Below are 19,046 nucleotides of genomic sequence, written 5' to 3' on the forward strand. Positions count from 1 at the left end.
TTGCATTCGGATGGAGAAGTCTGCCAAGTTGCCTGTCCAATCTTTCGGGCCTTGTCCGAAAACATGTCGCTCGGGCGCCTCGGGCCGCCCGGCTAGTCACGGTCGAAAGCGGTAGCATCCATGCGTATTACAATAGAGCGGTCGAACCTCCTGAAGTCGCTGAACCACGTGCATCGCGTGGTCGAGCGTCGCAACACGATCCCGATCCTGTCCAACGTGCTGCTCAAGGCCGACGGCACGAACCTCGACATGAAGGCGACCGACCTCGATCTCGAAATCACCGAGGCAACGCCCGCCAATGTCGAACAGGCCGGCGCCACCACGGTTCCCGCGCATTTGCTCTACGATATCGTGCGCAAGCTTCCCGACGGCTCGGAAGTGCTTCTCGCCACCAACACCGATGGCAGCTCGATGACGGTCGCCTCCGGGCGCTCGAAATTCTCGCTGCAATGCCTGCCGGAATCCGATTTCCCGGATCTCACTGCCGGCAGCTTCAGCCATTCCTTCAAGCTGAAGGCTTCGGATCTGAAGATGCTGATCGACCGGACGCAGTTTGCGATCTCCACCGAAGAGACGCGCTACTACCTCAACGGCATCTTCTTCCATACGATCGAAAGCGGCGGCGACCTGAAGCTCAGGGCTGTCGCCACAGACGGCCACCGCCTGGCACGCGCCGATGTCAGCGCCCCTTCCGGCTCCGAAGGCATGCCCGGCATCATCATCCCGCGCAAGACAGTCGGCGAGCTGCAGAAGCTCGTGGACACGCCGGATGCGATCGTCACCGTCGAAGTCTCCGACGCCAAGATCCGTCTGACCATCGGCTCCATCGTCATGACCTCCAAGCTGATCGACGGCACCTTCCCGGACTATCAACGCGTTATTCCGGCCAACAACGACAAGGAAATGCGGGTCGATTGCGAGACCTTTGCCCAGGCTGTCGACCGCGTGTCGACCATTTCTTCGGAGCGTGGCCGGGCCGTGAAGCTGGCCTTATCCGATGGCCAGCTGCTGCTGACCGTCAACAATCCGGATTCGGGCAGTGCGACGGAAGAAGTCGCCGTCGGCTACGAGATGGACCCGATGGAAATCGGCTTCAACGCCAAGTATCTCCTCGACATCACCGCGCAGCTTTCCGGCGATGCAGCCATATTCCTGCTGGCCGATGCCGGATCGCCGACGCTCATTCGCGACACGGCCGGCGACGATGCGCTTTATGTGCTGATGCCTATGCGCGTATAGCGAAACTAAAGCGCCCTTTCGTGCGTTTAATCGGCACAGGGGCGCTTTTATTTGGTCCTTTGTCGATTGCGACATTTTCTCTTGTTATTGCGTCATTCCGTTGCAAGATCCTAGAGAAGCGATATGTAAGTCGCGACGGTAACATCTGATTGGGGGGAGAGCATGGCGCTGCGTCTCAAGGAACGGCTTGGCAAGAAGTTCGACGAGGAGATTCGTTTCTTCAAGGGCATGATGCAAGGGCCGAAGACCGTGGGGTCGATCGTTCCTACTTCGTCGATCACGGCCCGCAAGATGGCTAGCGTCATCAATACGCAATCCGGCCTGCCGGTGCTGGAGCTTGGGCCGGGAACCGGGGCGATCACCAAGGCGATCCTCGGACGTGGCGTCGAGCCGCAAAATCTCGTCGCCATCGAATATTCCACCGATTTCTACAATCATCTCGTCCGTCGTTACCCCGGCGTCAATTTCATCAATGGCGACGCCTTCGACCTCGATAAGACGCTTGGCGTGCTGCGCGGACAGACGTTCGATTCCGTCGTCTCAGGCATTCCTCTCCTCAATTTCCCGATGAAGGCGCGCGTCGCATTGCTGGAAAGCCTGCTGGACCGCATGCCGCCCGGCAGACCCGTGGTGCAGATCTCCTACGGCCCGGTCTCACCGATCATCGCCAAGCCGGATCGCTATCATATCCGCCATTACGACTTCATCGTCCGCAACATTCCGCCGGCCCAGCTCTGGGTCTATAGCCGCGGCTGAGACAATCGCTGAGAAATCCATGTACGCTCTTTATATTACGCACCCGCAGGTGCGGATCGACCCGAATGTGCCGGTGCCGCAATGGGGCTTGTCCGACATTGGCGCCGAGCGGGTGCGGCTGGCGGCGAGCCGACCCTGGGCGGGCAAGCTGAGCCTCATCGTCTCCAGCGGCGAGCGCAAGGCGATCGAAACAGCCGAGGCTCTGGCGACGGCAAGCGGTGCGCCGATCGAGGTCATCGAGGCCATGCATGAAAACGACCGCAGTGCCACAGGCTTTCTGGCGCCGCCGGAGTTTGAGAAGGCGGCGGACTGGTTTTTCGCCAACCCGAATGAGAGCTTCAAGGGCTGGGAGCGCGCCATCGATGCGCAGGCGAGGATCGTTTCCAATGTCGAGGCCGTTCTTGCGCGGCACGATCCGAACGCGCCGATCGCCTTCGTCGGCCATGGCGGCGTCGGCACGCTGCTGAAATGCCATCTGGAGGGGAAGCCGATTGCGCGGCAGGGCGATCAGCCGCCAGGGGGCGGCAATCTTTTCTGTTTCGATCTTGCGAAGCGCGCCGTCTCATGCGACTGGACACGCATGGAAGATTGGATGGGATGGGCTTGATATGACCGCACGCGACCGCTTGATCGTTGGACTGGATGTTCCAAACCTTCAGGAGGCCGAAAAAGTGGTCGGCGCCCTCGGCGACGATATCCTTTATTACAAGATCGGCTATCAGCTCGCCTTTGCCGGCGGCCTGGAATTCGCGCGCGACCTTGCCGCCAGCGGCAAGAAGATCTTCCTCGATATGAAGCTGCTCGACATCGACAATACGGTGGCCTCCGGCGTGGAGAATATCGTCAAGATGGGCATGTCGATGCTGACGCTGCACGCCTATCCGAAAGCCATGAAGGCGGCAGTCGAAGCGGCCAAGGGCTCAGACCTCTGCCTGCTTGGCGTCACCGTGCTGACCTCGATGGACGAAGGCGATCTCATCGCCGCCGGTTATGAATATGACCCGCACACGCTGGTGCTGCGCCGGGCCGAACAGGCGCATCTGGCCGGCATGGGCGGCATTGTCTGCTCGGCCGAAGAGTCAGCCGCCGTCCGCAAGATCATAGGGCCGGATATGGCGCTGGTGACCCCCGGCATCCGCCCGGCCGGCAGCGACAAGGGCGACCAGAAGCGCGTTATGACGCCGGCCGCGGCCATCAAGGCCGGCTCGAGCCATCTCGTCGTCGCACGGCCAATCGTCAAGGCCGCCGATCCGAAGGAGGCCGCTCGCGCCATCCTCGCCGAAATGGACGCCGCGCTCTAAACCACGACAACAATCAGGGAGGAAAACATGCCAAAGGGATATTGGATCGCGCGCGTGGATGTCCGCGACCCCGAGCGCTACAAGGATTATGTCGCCGCCGCGAAGCCCGCCTTCGAGAAATACGGCGCGAATTTCCTTGCACGCGGCGGAGCGTTTACCCCGCTTGAGGGACAGGCGCGCGGCCGCAACGTCGTCATCGAATTTCCATCGCTGCAGCACGCCGTCGATTGCTACAATTCGCCGGAATACCAGATCGCGGCCAAAATCCGGCAACAGGTGGCAGACGCGGAAATGGTCGTCGTCGAAGGGGTTTAACCCCATTGAAAAGCCGACGCTGCAATGCAGCGCGATGGCACTTCACCTCGGCGCGCGGATCGGCTAAGACGAAACCAGATAAGCCCAATCAAAGCCTTTCGAGGAGCCTGCCATGACCCTGTCCAACCTCCCGCCGCTCGTCACCGTGTTCGGAGGATCAGGTTTCATCGGGCGACACACCGTGCGTGCGCTTGCCAAGCGCGGCTATCGCATCCGTGTCGCTGTTCGCCGCCCCGATCTTGCCGGTTTCCTGCAGCCACTCGGCAATCTCGGCCAGATTTCGATCGTCCAGGCCAATGTGCGCTACCGTAACTCCATCGACCGCGCCGTCGAAGGCGCTCAGCATGTCGTCAACTGCGTCGGCATCCTCGCCGAAAGCGGCCGCAACACGTTCGACGCCGTGCAGGAATTCGGCGCCAAGGCGATTGCGGAAGCCGCCCGCAATGCGGGCGCTTCGCTGACGCATATTTCTTCCCTCAGCGCTGATGCCAACTCGCCCTCGGCCTATGCCCGCACCAAGGCTCGCGCCGAAGCCGCCGTCCTGTCGATCAAGCCCGATGCGGTGATCCTGCGCCCCTCGATCGTCTTCGGCCCTGAAGATGATTTCTTCAATAAATTTGCCGACATGTCCCGCACCGCACCCTTCCTGCCGCTGATCGGCGGCGGCAAGACGAAGTTCCAGCCAGTCTACGTTCAGGACATCGCCGAGACCGTCGCCCGCAGCGTCGACGGTAAACTGAAGGCCGGCACGATCTATGAGCTCGGCGGTCCGGAAGTGCTGTCCTTCCGCGAATGTCTCGAGACCACGCTTTCGGTCATCAACCGGAAGAAGTCGCTCGTCTCCATTCCGTTCGGCCTGGCTTCGCTGATCGGCTCGGTCGCGTCGCTGGTGCCGCTCATCAAACCGCCAATCACGGCCGATCAGGTCACGCTGCTGAAGAGCGACAATGTCGTTTCCAAGCAGGCGGAAGCAGAAGGACGCACCTTGAAGGGCATCGGCCTGCTGCCGACGCTGCTCGTTTCCGTGCTGCCGTCCTATCTGGTGCGTTACCGCCCGCAGGGCCAGTTCACGGGCTCTGGCAAAGCCGCCTGACGATTCGGCCGTTCCAGGAAATTCACGCGCCGCCCGGCTTCGCCGAGCGGCGTTTTTTATTGCCCCGCGAAGACAGAATCGCACTTTGAGACGCTGGCAGAGCCCCGCCATTCACAGCTTGGCGTTGCTCAAAAGACGCAGTGTGGAAATAGTAGCATTAACGTCAAATTTAATATGAACATTTATTGCTATTGCTCATCTCACTGACTAACACAGCCGCGCGTCCCAGGCTTGGACAACAAACCGGTCCGTGGCGCGCTTCACACTTCTGCGGAAAGGCATTCTTCGATGGGCAAGTCTATCGCGCTTCTGTTTGCGTGCGCGGCACTGGTGATTCTCGCAGGCTCCTTCGTGGCCCGCGGCAGCATCGCCTCGATCAAGGGCGAATGTGCGCCGACCTACGGCGTCGACCCCTGCACGACGGGTTCCATCGATGCGTCTTCCCCGAACTGATCGGGTATGAAAAAGGCCGGTTTTCACCGGCCTTCACTTTTCAGGATATCAGCACCGACGATCGGTCTCAGCCGAAATAGAGACCGATGAGACCGATTGCGCCGACGGCAATGCGCCACCATGCGAAGGGAGCGTAGCCACGGCGGGATACGAAGTCGAGCAGCGCCCGCACGACGAAGAGCGCCGAGATGAAGGCCATGAAAAAGCCGATGACGATCAGCTGACCATCGGCGAAACTGAGATCATGGCGGCTCTTCCACAAATCCAGCGTGAAGGCACCGACCATCGTCGGCATGGCGAGAAAGAAGGAAAACTCGGCGGCCGAACGCTTGTCGGCACCGAGCAGCAGAGCGCCGACGATGGTGGAACCGGAGCGTGACGTTCCCGGAATCATGGCCAGGCACTGAAAGAAGCCGATCTTGACCGCCATCGGCCAGGAAAATTCATAGGCGCTGGTATATTTCGGCTTGAACTCGATCCTGTCAATGACGAGCAGGACGATGCCGCCGAGGATCAGCGAGATACAGATGACTTTCGGCGAATCGAACAGCACCGTCTTGATGAAATCATGCGCCAGTGCGCCGATGACGGCAGCAGGCAGAAAGCCGAATAGGACGGCGAGAACGAAGTGGCGGGCCTTGACGCTGACGGGCAGCGCCTTGGCGATCTGGACAAGACGATTGAAATAGACAAGCAGAATGGCGAGGATCGCGCCGAGCTGGATCAAAACTTCAAAAGTACCGGCCGATTTGAAGCCGAGAAAATGTCCAAGCAATATCAGATGGCCTGTCGAGGAGACCGGAATGAACTCCGTAAGCCCCTCTACAAGGCCTAAAACCAGCGCGATAACAATTTGTTCAGCCATATCGTGTCCTTTGTCTAACGGCAGGGCGGCCCGATTCGCTTGTGCAAACTAGGCCAAGATCCTATAGCTTCAACCGATGACAAATGACTAGGGCCGCAGGATCGCGACCCAAAAGACTTCCATAGCATCAATCAGAAACACCCGAGTACCAATGCCGACGCTGTATCATCACCCAATGTCATCTTCCTCCCGGTTCGTTCGTCTGATCCTGACGGAATATGGCTATCAGACGGAGCTGATCGAGGAACAGACCTGGGAAAAGCGACGCGATTTCCTGGCGCTGAACCCGGCTGGCACCCTGCCTGTCTATGTCGATGACAGCATGCGGGCGCTCTGCGGCGCTTCGGTCATTTCCGAATATCTCGACGAGACACATGGCGTTCTGAAGCGCGATCGCCGGCTTCTGGCCGAAGATCCGTTCCAGCGCGCCGAAATCCGCCGGCTGACGGAATGGTTCATGCAGAAGATGGAGCAGGATGTAACGCGGCCACTGACGCGCGAGCGCGTCTTCAAGCTGCAGATGACCGCCGAGCAGGGCGGCGGTGCGCCTGATTCCAAGGTCATGCGCATGGCGCGCGGCAATATCCGCCAGCACATGAAGTATCTCTCCTGGCTCGCGGGCTCTCGGCAGTGGCTGGCCGGCGAGCGGCTGAGCTACGCCGATCTCGCCGCCGCGGCCTCGGTTTCCGTGCTAGATTATCTGGGCGAGATCGACTGGACGGAATCGCCTGTTGCCAAGGAATGGTATCAACGGCTGAAGTCGCGTCCTTCCTTCCGGCCGATCCTGGCGGAGCGTGTGCGCGGTGTCACTCCGGTCTCGCACTACGCCGATCTGGATTTCTGACGAGGGCTCGATATGCCCGGTGATCGCGAAGCGGAAAAAACTGACAAACGCCGAAACACACTGACCGCTTTTTTGCGAGAGGAAGCGCGTGCCCAGGGTTTCGATCTCTGTCGCATCACCAGGCCGGATGCGATTCCGGAAGCGGCCGTCCGGCTCGGCCAGTTTCTCGACAAGGGGTATCACGGCACCATGGGCTGGATGGAGGAGACCCGCGACCGCCGGGGCGATCCGCGCGTGCTCTGGAGCGAGACCCGCTCCATCGTCGTCTTCGGCCTCAATTACGGCCCTGACGAAGATCCGCGCGGCATTCTGGAGAAGAAGGACAAAGCGGCAATCTCCGTCTATGCCCGAAACCGCGACTATCACGACATTATCAAGGGCCGGCTGAAGGAGATTGCCACACGCTTTGCGGCGCGCTCGAAGGAGGACGTCAAGGTCTTCGTCGATACGGCGCCGGTCATGGAGAAGCCGCTGGCGGGCACGGCCGGTCTCGGCTGGCAGGGCAAGCACACCAATCTCGTCAGCCGCACCTTCGGCTCCTGGCTGTTCCTCGGCTCGATGTTCACCACGGCCGATCTCGAACCCGATGAGCCGGAGATCGACCATTGCGGCTCCTGCCGGGCCTGTCTCGACGCCTGCCCGACCGCTGCCTTCCCAGCCCCCTATCAGCTTGATGCACGGCGCTGCATTTCCTATTTGACCATCGAGCATAAAGGTCCGATCGATCCCGAGATCCGGCCGTTGATCGGCAACCGCATCTACGGCTGCGACGACTGTCTTGCCGCCTGCCCCTGGAACAAGTTCGCAAGCGCTGCCTCGGAGATGAAGCTGGTGGCACGGGACGATCTTAAGGAACCGCCGATCGCCTTCCTGCTCGATCTGGATGATGCCGCTTTTCGTGCCTTCTTCAGCGGCTCGCCGGTCAAGCGCATCGGTCGCGACCGCTTCATCCGCAATGTGCTCATCGCGGCCGGCAATTCGGGCGATCGCTCCCTTATAGAGAGATGTCGCCAACTGGCTGGAGACTTCTCGCCGGTCGTGCGCGGCATGGCGGTCTGGGCGCTGTCTCGGCTGATGACGGCTGGCGAATTCCACGCGTTTGCGGCAGAAAGAGATGAAGAAGCGGACGAAGAAGTCCGCGCCGAATGGAAACTGGCAGGGGTATTGTGATGCATGTGATGATTTTCGGCTGCGGCTATTCCGGATCGGCCATCGCCAAGGCCTTCGGCGGCTCCGGTATCCGCATCACCGGCACCACTCGCTCCGCCGACAAGGCCGAGCAGCTGACGAAAGATGGCATCGAAGCCTTCGTCTTCGATGGTGAGAACCTCGATCCGGCTCTCTCGGAGACAATGCAAAGCGCGACGCATCTGGTGCAATCGATCGCACCGGGCAAATCGGGCGATCCGCTGCTGCGGCTGGCGCAGCTCAATCTCAAGGCCTTGATGCCGAAGCTGGAATGGATCTGCTACCTCTCGACCGTCGGGGTCTATGGCGACCACAGGGGCGCCTGGGTCAGCGAACAGACATCACTGCATCCGATCGCCGATCGCTCCGTCGAGCGGGTAGAGGCGGAAGACGGCTGGCTGCGCGTCGGCGTCAGGCTTGATCTTCCCGTCGCGGTCCTCCGACTTTCTGGCATTTACGGCCCGGGCAGAAACGCCTTCTGCAATCTGGAAAAGGGAACCGCTCGGCGGCTCATCAAAGCGAACCAGGTGTTCAACCGCATCCGCGTCGAGGATATCGGCGCTTGTGCCCGCTTCCTGTCCGATCGCAAGCTCGGCGGCATATATAATGTCACTGACGACGAGCCTGCGCCACCACAGGATGTCGTTGCCGAGGCCGCGCGCCTGATGGGCGTCGAACCGCCACCGGAACAGCCTTTCGAAACGGCTGAACTGACGCCGATGGCACGCTCCTTCTATGGCGAGAACAAGCGCGTTTCGAACGCGAAACTGCGCGCGCTCGGCTTCCAGTTCCGCTACCCAGAGTATCGTATGTCGCTTGCAGAACTCTGGTCCTCCGGAGTATGGCGCGGCTGAGAAATCGCCCCTACACCCCACTGGATCGCATGAAAATTCCTACTTAGCCGGCTGATCTAGTTCAATTTGCTCCGCATTTATGGTTAACGACCTCTAAAATTGCACAAATGCGGCAGTGATTATGGCAAAGCCGGAAAATTATTTTTTCGATTTTTGTGATGCCCGGCATTGGCCGATGCTTACAAGAAAATTCGTTCCATTTTTAGCTGATTTTATTGGGTTTTTTCCACAAACAAGCAAATCCGCTGAATAGCCATAGTATTCCCTTAACATCACAAATGTTACACATCGTAACATTCCGTGATCGCTTGTGGCACTTTTTCGCCATTTTTGGCCTGATTTAAGCCCCGCCGCCTACCCAGGGCGCAAGTTCAATAGCTTGAGGGAAAAATCGGTTTGAAGAAAATCGCACGTTCTTTGGCAATCGCCGCAACTATATCCGCCTCCTTTGCTGTCGTTTCGACTCCGGCATTTGCATCCGCTGGCTGCGGAGGCGCTTCATGGTACGGGGGAAGCTCCAAGACTGCTTCCGGGGAACGCATGAGTTCCAGAAATCTTACTGCCGCCCATCGTTCGCTCGCCTTCGGCACGCGTCTCAGGGTCACCAACAAGCACAATGGCCGCAGCGTCGTCGTTCGCATCAACGACCGCGGGCCTTTCATTCGCGGACGTGTTCTCGATCTCTCCCGCGCTGCCGCTCAGAACATCGGCATGGTCGCTTCGGGTACCGCCAAAGTCTGTTATGAGGTCGTCGCTTCGAAGTAATCGCCGCAAGCCGGAACCATCCGGCAAATCGGCATGACGCTTGCTCTCTCGGCCAATCGCGGCTACCACGCGATTGAGACGTCTCAAAATCCGCCGCCTTGGGCACTATTTACGCGGATTGGCGAGCCGTCAGCGATTTTTGGTAGAGCGCAGAGTCCCAAGATGAGCTCCAATGGGTTCCGGGTCACGCGCGAGCAGGAGAGTGTGAATGCGTCTGGGCGGCCGATTGCAGGGGGCCATCGAAGTTCTTGCCGATATCGAAGCGCGCAAGCGACCGGTGGCCGATGCCCTGAAGGATTGGGGCCTGGCCCATCGCTTCGCCGGCTCCGGCGACAGGGCCGCGATCGGCAACATCGTCTATGACGCCCTGCGCATGCGGCTTTCACATGCTTGGCTGATGGAAGACGACAGTGCGTCCGCGCTTGCCCATGCCGTACTCTTCCGCCAATGGGGGCTGACGCCGGAGGCGCTGGCTGCTGAGCTGGACGGCGACAAATTTGCACCCGAGGCGCCTACTGCCGAAACATTGGCCGCCTTTGCGGTCCGCAAGCTCGAAGATGCGCCTCGTCATGTCCAGGGCGATATTCCCGAATGGGTCGAGCCCTCCTTCAGCCAAGCCTTTGGCGATGGCTGGCTTGCCGAAGCCAAGGCTCTCTCCGAGCGTCCGACGCTCGATCTTCGCGCCAATGCCCTGAAGGCCGACCGCGCCAAGGTCGTAAAGGCGCTGGAGCGCGCCGGTGGCCAGTCATCGAAGATTGCCCGTTTCGGCATCCGTATTCCCGCCGGAGAAGGTGCATCCCGCCTGCCGAACGTCACGGCCGAACTTTCGTTCCAGAAGGGTTGGTTCGAGGTGCAGGATGAAGGCTCGCAGATCGTGGCCGATCTGGTCCTGCCTGATGAAGGCGACCAGGTGCTCGATTATTGCGCCGGCGGTGGCGGCAAGACGCTCGCCATGTCGGCCGCAATGCATAACAAGGGCCAGGTCCATGCCTATGACAGCGACCGACGGCGCCTGGCGCCGATCATCGAGCGGCTGAAGCGGGCCGGCACCCGTAACGTTCAGGTCCATGATGACCGCAACGGCCTGCTCCAACTGCGCGGCAAGTTCGACAAAGTTCTGGTCGATGCTCCCTGCACAGGCACCGGCACATGGCGGCGGCGTCCCGATACCAAATGGCGACTGACACAGAAGAACCTCGATGAACGCACCAGCCAGCAACAGGAAGCCCTGGCGCAGGCCGGCGAATTCGTCCGCCCCGGCGGCGCTCTGCTCTACGTCACCTGCTCGGTACTGCCGGAGGAGAATGAGGCACAGGTGAACCGTTTCGCCGCCCAGAATCCAGACTTCGAAGTCGTGGAAACCCTGAGCTCCTGGGAGAAACTGTTCGGCAAGGATGCCGCAAAGCCGCGCTCCTCCGACGGTAAGACCATTACCCTGACACCGGCCTCCACAGATACCGACGGCTTCTTCTTCAGCCGCCTTCAACGGAAAATGTGAGTTGGCGGCGAACGCGCCTGCTTCCACTGCCCCGCCGACACAATATCAAACGCCCCATATCCGCGCATTCGCAAGCGAATCCATTTCGCTTGCGACGTTAAACCCTTGGTCTCTCGCCTTAAAATCGTTCTAAACTAGAGCGTTTGACACAAGTTTGTTTTTCATACATGACACAAATTGGCAAGTTTTGACGGTGCCCCCGCTGTCACAGGAGAGGAACATGAAACTGAAAAACAGAATTGGCGCCGCGCTCGCGGTGGCCGTGATCACGACCGCCGCATTCAGCCTGCCGGCTCTCGCAGCCGCTCCCGAGCCGGCTGCCGTTCTCAAGCATTATGCGGAACTGGCACATGCCAAATATCAGGACTCGCTGACGACGGCGAAAGCACTCGACAAGGCGATCGACGCTCTGCTCGCCAATCCCAGCGACAAGACGCTGAAGGCGGCACGTGCGGCTTGGATCAAGGCCCGTGTTCCCTATGCGCAGACGGAAGTCTATCGCTTCGGCAACCCGATCGTTGACGATTGGGAAGGTAAGGTCAATTCCTGGCCGCTGGACGAAGGACTTATCGATTATGTCGACGCCTCCTATGGTACAGAAAGCGATGAGAACGCGCTCTATGTCGCCAATGTCATCGCCAACAAGACGATCAAGATCAACGGCAAGGATGTCGACGCCTCGCATCTGACGCCGGAATTCCTCTCGGGCACGCTGCATCAGGCCGGCGGCGTCGAAGCCAATGTCGCGACCGGCTACCACGCCATCGAATTCCTGCTCTGGGGCCAGGATCTGCACGGCACCAAGGCCGGTGCCGGCGAACGCCCCGCAACCGATTACGATTTGAAGAATTGCACACACGGCAATTGCGACCGCCGCGCCGAATATCTGAAATCCGCCTCGACGCTGTTGGTTTCGGATTTGCAGGAGATGACCGACGAGTGGGCGCCGGACGGCGAAGCCACCAAGCATGTGGAAGCCGATCCGAAGGCCGGCCTGACCACTATCCTGACCGGCATGGGCTCGCTCTCCTATGGTGAGCTTGCCGGCGAGCGCATGAAGCTCGGCCTGCTGCTGCACGATCCAGAAGAAGAGCAGGACTGCTTCTCCGACAATACCTATAACGAGCACAATGGCGACGCCATCGGCATCGCTGCGGCCTATACCGGCAACTATACCCGCGTCGACGGCACCAAGATGAAGGGCCCGTCGCTGCACGATCTGGTCAAGGCCAAGGACCCGGCGCTCGACAAGGAGATGGAAGGCAAGCTCGACACCACGCTTGCTGCCATGAAGGCGTTGGTGCATCGCGGCGAGACGGTCGAGAAATACGACCAGATGATCGGCGAGGGCAACAAGGAAGGCAACGCTACCGTACAGAAGGCCATCGACGGCCTGCTCGACCAGACGAAGAGCATTCAGCGTGTTATCGCCGCTCTCGATCTCGGCACGATCAAGCTCGAAGGTTCGGACAGCCTGGACAACCCGAACGCCGTCTTCACCAAGAAGTAATAAGGGACGGCGGCAGCGCGACAAGGCGTTGCCGCCCCAATACCCATGACAGGTTTACCGGCCAATCGCGCCCTTTTGCCCGCCATCGCTGCGGGTTTTTTGGTTTTTTCCATCACGCTAGCAGCCGCTGATATTCTCGATTTTCCGAGCACGCGCAGCGATCTCTCTACCGAAGAGCTGAAGCACGTGCGCGACGTGACCCGCGCAACCAGCAACTTCCTCAAGGCCGAACCCTATGAGACGATGCAGGGCGGCGGCCTGACCTCGATCGACAAGGTCACGCGCGATATCTTCTCACAGCCCTCAGCCAAGCTAGACCAGCAACAGGGCCAGGATTTTCATCTCGGCAATGCGCTCTTTCGCAAGCTTTGGGTCTCCGCCCCCTCCTCCACTCAGGCTTCCGATGGGCTGGGGCCGCTGTTCAATGCCCGCTCCTGCCAAAGCTGTCATATCCGCGACGGACGCGGCCATCCGCCTGAGGAAGCGGGCGCTGCCGCGACCTCGATGGTCTTGCGCCTTGCACGGGCCGCCGTGACGCCGGAGGAAGAGCAGGCCGTCAAGGATTTTCACGCGCTCAATTTTCCGGATTCGACGTACGGGGCACAGCTGCAGGATCTCGCCGTTCCTGGCCTCGCCGCCGAAGGCAAGGTGACCGTCAGCTATAGCGAGGAGATTGTGACGCTGGCCAGCGGGGAAGCCGTAACCTTGCGCAAGCCGCATTACGGCGTCAGCGATCTCGCCTACGGGCCGATGGGTGCAAGCACTACCTTTTCGCCACGCATCGCGCCGCCGATGATCGGGCTCGGGCTGATCGAAGCCATTCCGGATGCCGATATTCTCGCCAATGCCGATCCGGATGATAAGAAGGGCATCGGCATTCGCGGCCGCGCCGCCATCGTCCGCGATCATCGTACCGGTCAGCTCGCGCTCGGGCGCTTCGGCTGGAAGGCCCAGAATGCAACCGTGCGCGACCAGGTGGCCGATGCCTTTTCCGCCGATATCGGCATTTCGACGCCGGACCGGCCCAATCCTTATGGCGACTGCACTGCCAAGGAACCGCAATGTCTGGTCATGCCGAACGGCGTGCAGACGCGCCTCGGCGACACCGAAGCGCCGGATCCAGTGCTTCCGCTTGTCACCTTCTACTCCGAAAATCTTGCCGTGCCCGCCCGACGCGCGACGAGCCAGCCCGCCGTATTGCACGGCAAGGAGATGTTTTACCGCTCCGGCTGTGCGGCCTGCCACACACCGAAATTCGTGACGCGTGACGGCTTGAAGGGCAGCGACGGCAAGGATTCGCCGCAGGCTTTCCAGCTGATCTGGCCCTATTCCGATTTCCTGCTGCACGACATGGGCGAAGGCCTTTCGGATGGACAGCAGGTGGGCATGGCATCCGGTCGCGATTGGCGCACGCCGCCGCTCTGGGGTATAGGCCTGACACAGACGGTGAGCGGCCGGCAGGCCTATCTGCATGACGGCCGCGCCCGGACATTGACCGAAGCCATCCTCTGGCATGGAGGAGAGGCGGAAAAAGCCCGCAACGCATTCGCCGGTCTTTCGAAGGACGATCGGCAAGCCCTCATCAACTTTCTGGAGTCCCTCTGATGCGCCAATGGAAACGTCCGGAGCATTTCCGCTCTAAACTGAGTCACGCAAATGCTCCGTCCCATTGTTTTCACGCAATTCCAGACGCAAGACCGCTGCGCACTTTTGCTGGAATTGCTCTGGCCGCCAGCCTACTGCTTACCGCTGCCGCCCTGCCTGCCCATGCCGAGGATGCGACGACCAATGGCGCCGGTCTGAACGAGGCGGCGGTGCCGGCGGTACTGCAGAAGGCGGTGGATGACGTGATCCGTCCCGGCTACCGTGCCATGCACGACTCCGCCTCCAAACTGACTGTCGCGATGAAGGCGCTTTGCGCCGATCCCACGGACGCCACCCTTTCCGGCGCCAAATCGGCTTTCGGCGACACCGTGAAGAGCTGGTCGCGGATCGAGATCGTCGATACCGGCCCGATCATCGAACAGAACCGCTTCGAGCACATCCTCTTCTATCCCGACCGCAAGGGCGTCGGCCTCAAGCAGGTGCAAGCGCTGATCGCCAAAGCGGACGAGCAGGACACGACCGTCGAAGCCGTCGCCGGCAAGAGCGTGGCGCTGATGAGCATGACGGCGCTGGAATATGTGCTCTTCGGCAACGGCTCCGACGTTCTCGGCAAGGACAAGCAGAGCTTCCGCTGCCGCTATGGCGCGGCGGTTGCCGGCAATATCGAAAATACGGCCAAGGAAATCGCCGACGAGTGGGATGCGCCCGACGGCGTGCAGAAATCCTGGAAATTCCCCGGCAAGACCAGCGACGATTTTATGGACAACAAGGAAGCCGTCACCGCACTGCTCGGCATCCTCGTGCACAGCGCCGCCAATATGCGCGACCAGCGGCTGGAAACCTTCTACAAGGGCGATCCGGCAGCGGCGCGTCCGAAGATGGCGATCTACTGGCGCTCGGGCAATACATGGGCCTCGTTTGCCGGCAATGTCGACGGTATCAAGACGCTATGGGAAAAGGCCGACATGGCGAAGCTGCTGCCGGCTGACAAGCGCGCTGTCGCCACCAAGATCGACGGCCTCCTGAACGAACTCGCGACCACAGCACCGACGATCAATGCGGATATTGAGGCGGCGATCAGCAACGATGCGGAACGCGCCAAGATCGACAAGCTGCTCTCCGTCAGCCGCGATCTCGCCACCAGCTTCAGCGACGAGTACGGCGGCGCCATCGGCCTTTCGGCCGGCTTCTCCTTCGCAGACGGAGACTGAGGGCGATGCGCAGCGGCCTGATCGATCGGAGAGCTTTTGTCAAAGCCGCAGGGCTGACCTTCCTTGCAGCCCTGAAGCCTAGCGCGCTGATAGCGCTGGAGCAGGCCGATGCGGTCTACGCCTCCGGCATCCGCGCTGCGGACGGTTCCTTCGCCGTGGCGACGGTGACCGAACAGGGCCGCATCATCGATCAGGTGGCGCTGCCTGCCCGCGCCCACGGCATGGCTTTTTCCAAGGCGACCGGCAAGGCCGTCGCCTTCGCGCGCCGGCCCGGCACCTACGCGATGATCTTCGATCCTTGGAACAAGGCCGAGCCGATCGTCATTTCCGCTAAAGAAGGCCGGCATTTCTACGGCCACGGCACGTTTTCGCCCGATGGCAGGCTGCTCTATGCCAGCGAGAACGATTTCGACAACAATCGCGGTATCATCGGGCTCTATGATGCCGGCAACCACTTTGCGCGCATCGGCGAATACGAGACCTACGGCGTCGGCCCACACGACATGACGGTTTCAGACGACGGCAGATTCCTGATCGTCGCCAATGGCGGCATTGAGACCCATCCGGATTTCGGCCGTACCAAGCTAAACCTCGATCATATGGAACCGTCGCTGACGCTGATCGACGCCGCCAGCGGCGGGCTGATCGAAAAGCACACGCTTCCGTCGCAATACGCGCAGGTCTCGACCCGCCATGTCGATATCGACGCCAGCCGCCGGGTCTGGTTCGCCTGCCAATATGAAGGGCATCGCAACGACCTGCCGCCGCTTGTCGGTCATTTCGCGAGGGGCGAGGATCTGACCTTCGTCACCCTGCCCGATGACACGACCCGGGCGCTTGGCAATTACGTCGGCGCTATCGCCGTCAATCGCACTGAAAATCTGGTCGGCGTGACATCACCGATCGAAGGAACTTCGGTGACGCTCGATGCGAAGACGGGCAAGGTGCTGAAGGTGGAGAGCATCGCCGATGCGGCGGGTATCGCGCCGGCTCAACATGGCTTCGCCGTTTCCTCCTATGGCGGCGACTTTCTGGGCGAGCACAGCGACGTCGCCTGGGATCAACACATCGTGCGGATTGCCCGCGGCTGAGCCGGACTTTGGCTGCAATGCCCAGGTAAGTTTGCTGCCTCGATAAAGCGCCGCAATGCCGTCGCGGCATTCAGCATATGTATCCGCATGAGCCACCACGCCATTTCCCCATCCCCTTCCGCCATAGCCTGCATGAGGCTTCGAGCTGCGAATACGCCCGGACAGCAACTCGCGCTCTCCAACCGCGCCGTCCACCATCACTCCCAATCGGCAAGGTCAACAAGGCTGTATGCAAAAGAATTTCATCTCACTGCATTCGCATACATATAACCCATCACGTAACCGTTACGCATCCAATTATTGACCAGGGCCGCCACTTCGAATACATAAACAATCAGCAGCCTCTGCTTTGCATACACAAAGCAAGCTCGACGCCGAACAGGAATACAGGATCGGTCATATTTGATCCGCGCGTTCGATCATATGCCGCTCCGAGACATACAGAATTTCAGAAGCTTTGCCGCTCCGACATTCGGCGCGGACGGCTTTCTGGTGCCCATTTATCCTCAACACCATAAGGATCACGATCATGATGATGACCAGAAGGAATTTCTCGACCGCCGTTATCGCCGGCGCCGCTGCCTCCCTCATTTCCGCGCACGGCATGGCTGCCAGCACTCCGACACCCGCCTCGGGAGCGGTCAAGTCTGCGCCATTGAAGGCTCGCAACGTCGTCCTGGCCCATGGACTTTTTGCAGACGGCTCCTGCTGGACCGAGGTTATCGCCCGGCTGCAGGCCAAGGGGCTGAACTGCACGGCAGTACAAAATCCGTTGACGACACTTCCGGAAGCGGTGGAGGCCGCGCAGCGGGTTCTCGATCGTCAGGACGGCCCGACTGTCCTCGTCGGCCATTCCTTTTCCGGCATGATCGTCACCGAAGCCGGCGTGCATCCGAAGGTTTCCGCGCTCGTCTATGTCGCCGCCCGCGCACCGGATGCCGGCGAAGACTATACGGCGCTCGCCAAGACATATCCGACACCGCCGGCATCAGCCGGCATCGTCTTCGATGGCGACGAAGGACGGCTGACCGAGGAAGCGTTCCTGCGCGACTTCGCCGGCGACTTGCCCAAAGCGAAGGCCGAGGTGCTCTATGCCGTACAGCAGCCCTTCCAGAAGGCGCTTCTATCCGGCAAGACCACGCAGGCCGCCTGGCGCAGCAAGTCCAGCTGGTATGCGGTCTCCACCGAAGACAGGACGATCAATCCGGATCTGGAGCGCTTCATGGCCAAGCGCATGGGTGCCAAGACCATCGAAGTGAAGGCCAGCCATCTCTCGCTGATCTCGCATCCCGATACGATCGCCCATTTGATCCTGGAAGCTGCAGGGCATTGACCGGTTCGCTGGCCTTAGCCTCTTCTCGCAAATTCCACCTGCTCCGCCGTGACCGCTGCGGCGGCCGCCTTGGCGGCCACACGCAGCCAATCGGCATTGCGCGCATCGAGATCGGCCAGAATACCGGGAACGAGCGAGGCATCGTTGGCGTGGCAATTGGCGATTTCAAAACCCATCAGATCCAGCATGTCAGGTGACAGCAGCACCTCGGCATCGCCGTCGACTTCGATCTTGCGGCTGTTGGGCGAGAGCCGGCGCACCAGCAGGCCTCCACTCACCTGATAGCGCGGATCGGGTGAACGCGCCCGCCCAGCAGCGATGATGCCGGTGCGGATCGTCTCGTCCGACAGATCGTGCTTCAGCGACCAGCCGGATTGCAGAAGCGCCTTGACCTCGCGCACAACCGGGCCGCCACGCCAATCGACATAGGCGATGAAGCGCGGGCGGCCGAGGCTGCCCGTGCCGGCCAGGCGCGGCTTCGGCTCGAAAGCTGCTGCCGAATCCGGCAGGGCCTTGTGCAAGGCCTTGAGATAACGATCGGGTGCGGTTGCCGGTGGCAGGTTGCGGTATTTCTCCCAAAAGGCCTTGCGCTCGGCGTTCGGCAGCAAGACGGCATTGCGCAGCCATTTGTAATCGCGCTCGAGAATGACGGGAGACGGCTCGCGCAGGCCGCGGCGATAGCCGGCAAGGATGCTGTCGGCAACAATGCGCGGCGTCGGGCCGTCCTCGCTGCGCGCCAACATGGCACTTGTGGCAAGGCGCACGAGATCGAGTGCATAGGGCATGACGGCCGCCTCGTCGAAATCATTGGCGCCCCAGACGAGGCGGCCTTCCTCGTCGCGCCAGGTGCCGAAATTTTCCAGATGCGTATCGCCGATCGCCAGCAATTGCGGTGCGCTCTTTAGCTCAGGGCAGATGTCGAGGATGGTTTCCGCCCAGCGCCAATAGGTGCCGCGCAGGAAGGAGAAGCTGTCGACCTTCATCAGCTTGTGTTTCCTTGCCAGACCCGCCTCCACCAGATCGGCGCCGAGCTGCGCCCGCATCCAGGTCTCATAGGCAGCCACCGATTGCCGGATCGTCGTCATCTGCGCCCTCGCCACAAGCATCATCGCTTCGGATAGCATG

General features: G+C 60.7%; 19 protein-coding genes. 17 read left to right on the forward strand and 2 right to left on the reverse strand.

Features of this window, described 5'->3' with window-relative positions:
• Positions 1 to 120: 120 nt before the first annotated feature.
• The 7 genes from dnaN (at position 121) to PH558_RS11015 (ending at position 5,157) form a co-directional block, all read left to right on the forward strand.
• A complete protein-coding gene (dnaN, locus tag PH558_RS10985; protein WP_095433735.1) occupies positions 121 to 1,239 on the forward strand; it encodes a DNA polymerase III subunit beta in 1,119 nt (372 codons plus the stop codon).
• A 162-nt stretch (positions 1,240 to 1,401) separates the two neighbouring features.
• Positions 1,402 to 1,995 carry a phospholipid N-methyltransferase PmtA gene (gene pmtA, locus PH558_RS10990; protein ID WP_095433734.1) on the forward strand — a complete coding sequence of 198 codons (594 nt, stop codon included), beginning with the start codon at positions 1,402 to 1,404 and terminating at the stop codon, positions 1,993 to 1,995.
• A gap of 19 nt (positions 1,996 to 2,014) precedes the next feature.
• Complete coding sequence (locus tag PH558_RS10995; RefSeq protein WP_095433733.1) at positions 2,015 to 2,602, forward strand: histidine phosphatase family protein; 588 nt, start codon at positions 2,015 to 2,017, stop codon at positions 2,600 to 2,602.
• 1 nt (position 2,603) lies between these two features.
• Positions 2,604 to 3,296: an orotidine-5'-phosphate decarboxylase gene (gene pyrF / locus PH558_RS11000; protein ID WP_095433732.1), complete on the forward strand. Its 693-nt coding sequence runs from the start codon at positions 2,604 to 2,606 to the stop codon at positions 3,294 to 3,296.
• Positions 3,297 to 3,323: 27 nt separating this feature from the next.
• Positions 3,324 to 3,611, forward strand: a complete 288-nt coding sequence (locus PH558_RS11005; protein WP_075856622.1) for a DUF1330 domain-containing protein — start codon at positions 3,324 to 3,326, stop codon at positions 3,609 to 3,611.
• A 112-nt stretch (positions 3,612 to 3,723) separates the two neighbouring features.
• Positions 3,724 to 4,704 carry a complex I NDUFA9 subunit family protein gene (locus PH558_RS11010; protein WP_095433731.1) on the forward strand — a complete coding sequence of 327 codons (981 nt, stop codon included), beginning with the start codon at positions 3,724 to 3,726 and terminating at the stop codon, positions 4,702 to 4,704.
• Positions 4,705 to 4,992: 288 nt separating this feature from the next.
• Entirely contained in the window at positions 4,993 to 5,157 is a 165-nt protein-coding gene (locus PH558_RS11015) for a hypothetical protein (RefSeq protein ID WP_047628464.1), read from the forward strand.
• Positions 5,158 to 5,224: 67 nt separating this feature from the next.
• Here the strand turns inward: PH558_RS11015 and PH558_RS11020 are convergent, their stop codons facing one another.
• The gene (locus tag PH558_RS11020; RefSeq protein ID WP_285204185.1) at positions 5,225 to 6,022 is read right to left on the reverse strand and encodes an undecaprenyl-diphosphate phosphatase; all 798 of its coding nucleotides are present in this window, start codon (positions 6,020 to 6,022) and stop codon (positions 5,225 to 5,227) included.
• Positions 6,023 to 6,173: 151 nt separating this feature from the next.
• Here PH558_RS11020 and PH558_RS11025 point away from each other — a divergent pair, with 151 nt between their 5' ends.
• The 10 genes from PH558_RS11025 to PH558_RS11070 all read left to right on the forward strand — a co-directional run bounded on the left by PH558_RS11025 (position 6,174) and on the right by PH558_RS11070 (position 17,921).
• Positions 6,174 to 6,866: a glutathione S-transferase family protein gene (locus PH558_RS11025; protein WP_015338534.1), complete on the forward strand. Its 693-nt coding sequence runs from the start codon at positions 6,174 to 6,176 to the stop codon at positions 6,864 to 6,866.
• A 12-nt stretch (positions 6,867 to 6,878) separates the two neighbouring features.
• A complete protein-coding gene (gene queG / locus PH558_RS11030) occupies positions 6,879 to 8,036 on the forward strand; it encodes a tRNA epoxyqueuosine(34) reductase QueG (RefSeq protein ID WP_285204186.1) in 1,158 nt (385 codons plus the stop codon).
• Positions 8,036 to 8,908 (forward strand): SDR family oxidoreductase, encoded by an 873-nt coding sequence (locus tag PH558_RS11035; RefSeq protein WP_285204187.1) that lies wholly within the window; start codon positions 8,036 to 8,038, stop codon positions 8,906 to 8,908. The genes queG and PH558_RS11035 overlap by 1 nt, the downstream gene beginning before the upstream one ends.
• 396 nt (positions 8,909 to 9,304) lie before the next feature.
• The gene (locus PH558_RS11040; RefSeq protein ID WP_095433727.1) at positions 9,305 to 9,673 is read left to right on the forward strand and encodes a septal ring lytic transglycosylase RlpA family protein; all 369 of its coding nucleotides are present in this window, start codon (positions 9,305 to 9,307) and stop codon (positions 9,671 to 9,673) included.
• 208 nt (positions 9,674 to 9,881) lie between these two features.
• Positions 9,882 to 11,171, forward strand: a complete 1,290-nt coding sequence (locus tag PH558_RS11045; protein WP_113406789.1) for an RsmB/NOP family class I SAM-dependent RNA methyltransferase — start codon at positions 9,882 to 9,884, stop codon at positions 11,169 to 11,171.
• Between the two features lie 220 nt (positions 11,172 to 11,391).
• Complete coding sequence (locus PH558_RS11050; RefSeq protein WP_095433725.1) at positions 11,392 to 12,681, forward strand: imelysin family protein; 1,290 nt, start codon at positions 11,392 to 11,394, stop codon at positions 12,679 to 12,681.
• A gap of 45 nt (positions 12,682 to 12,726) precedes the next feature.
• Positions 12,727 to 14,286: a di-heme oxidoreductase family protein gene (locus PH558_RS11055; protein ID WP_285204188.1), complete on the forward strand. Its 1,560-nt coding sequence runs from the start codon at positions 12,727 to 12,729 to the stop codon at positions 14,284 to 14,286.
• Complete coding sequence (locus PH558_RS11060) at positions 14,286 to 15,497, forward strand: imelysin family protein (protein ID WP_285204189.1); 1,212 nt, start codon at positions 14,286 to 14,288, stop codon at positions 15,495 to 15,497. Before PH558_RS11055 ends, PH558_RS11060 begins: the two co-directional genes overlap by 1 nt.
• 5 nt (positions 15,498 to 15,502) lie before the next feature.
• Positions 15,503 to 16,588 carry a DUF1513 domain-containing protein gene (locus tag PH558_RS11065; RefSeq protein WP_285204193.1) on the forward strand — a complete coding sequence of 362 codons (1,086 nt, stop codon included), beginning with the start codon at positions 15,503 to 15,505 and terminating at the stop codon, positions 16,586 to 16,588.
• A gap of 529 nt (positions 16,589 to 17,117) precedes the next feature.
• Positions 17,118 to 17,921: an alpha/beta fold hydrolase gene (locus PH558_RS11070; RefSeq protein WP_285204195.1), complete on the forward strand. Its 804-nt coding sequence runs from the start codon at positions 17,118 to 17,120 to the stop codon at positions 17,919 to 17,921.
• A 14-nt stretch (positions 17,922 to 17,935) separates the two neighbouring features.
• Here PH558_RS11070 and PH558_RS11075 read toward each other — a convergent pair whose 3' ends face one another.
• Positions 17,936 to 19,006 carry a DUF2252 family protein gene (locus PH558_RS11075; RefSeq protein ID WP_285204437.1) on the reverse strand — a complete coding sequence of 357 codons (1,071 nt, stop codon included), beginning with the start codon at positions 19,004 to 19,006 and terminating at the stop codon, positions 17,936 to 17,938.
• Positions 19,007 to 19,046 lie beyond the last annotated feature (40 nt).

It is taken from the genome of Rhizobium pantanalense (assembly GCF_030182525.1).
GTDB lineage: Bacteria > Pseudomonadota > Alphaproteobacteria > Rhizobiales > Rhizobiaceae > Rhizobium.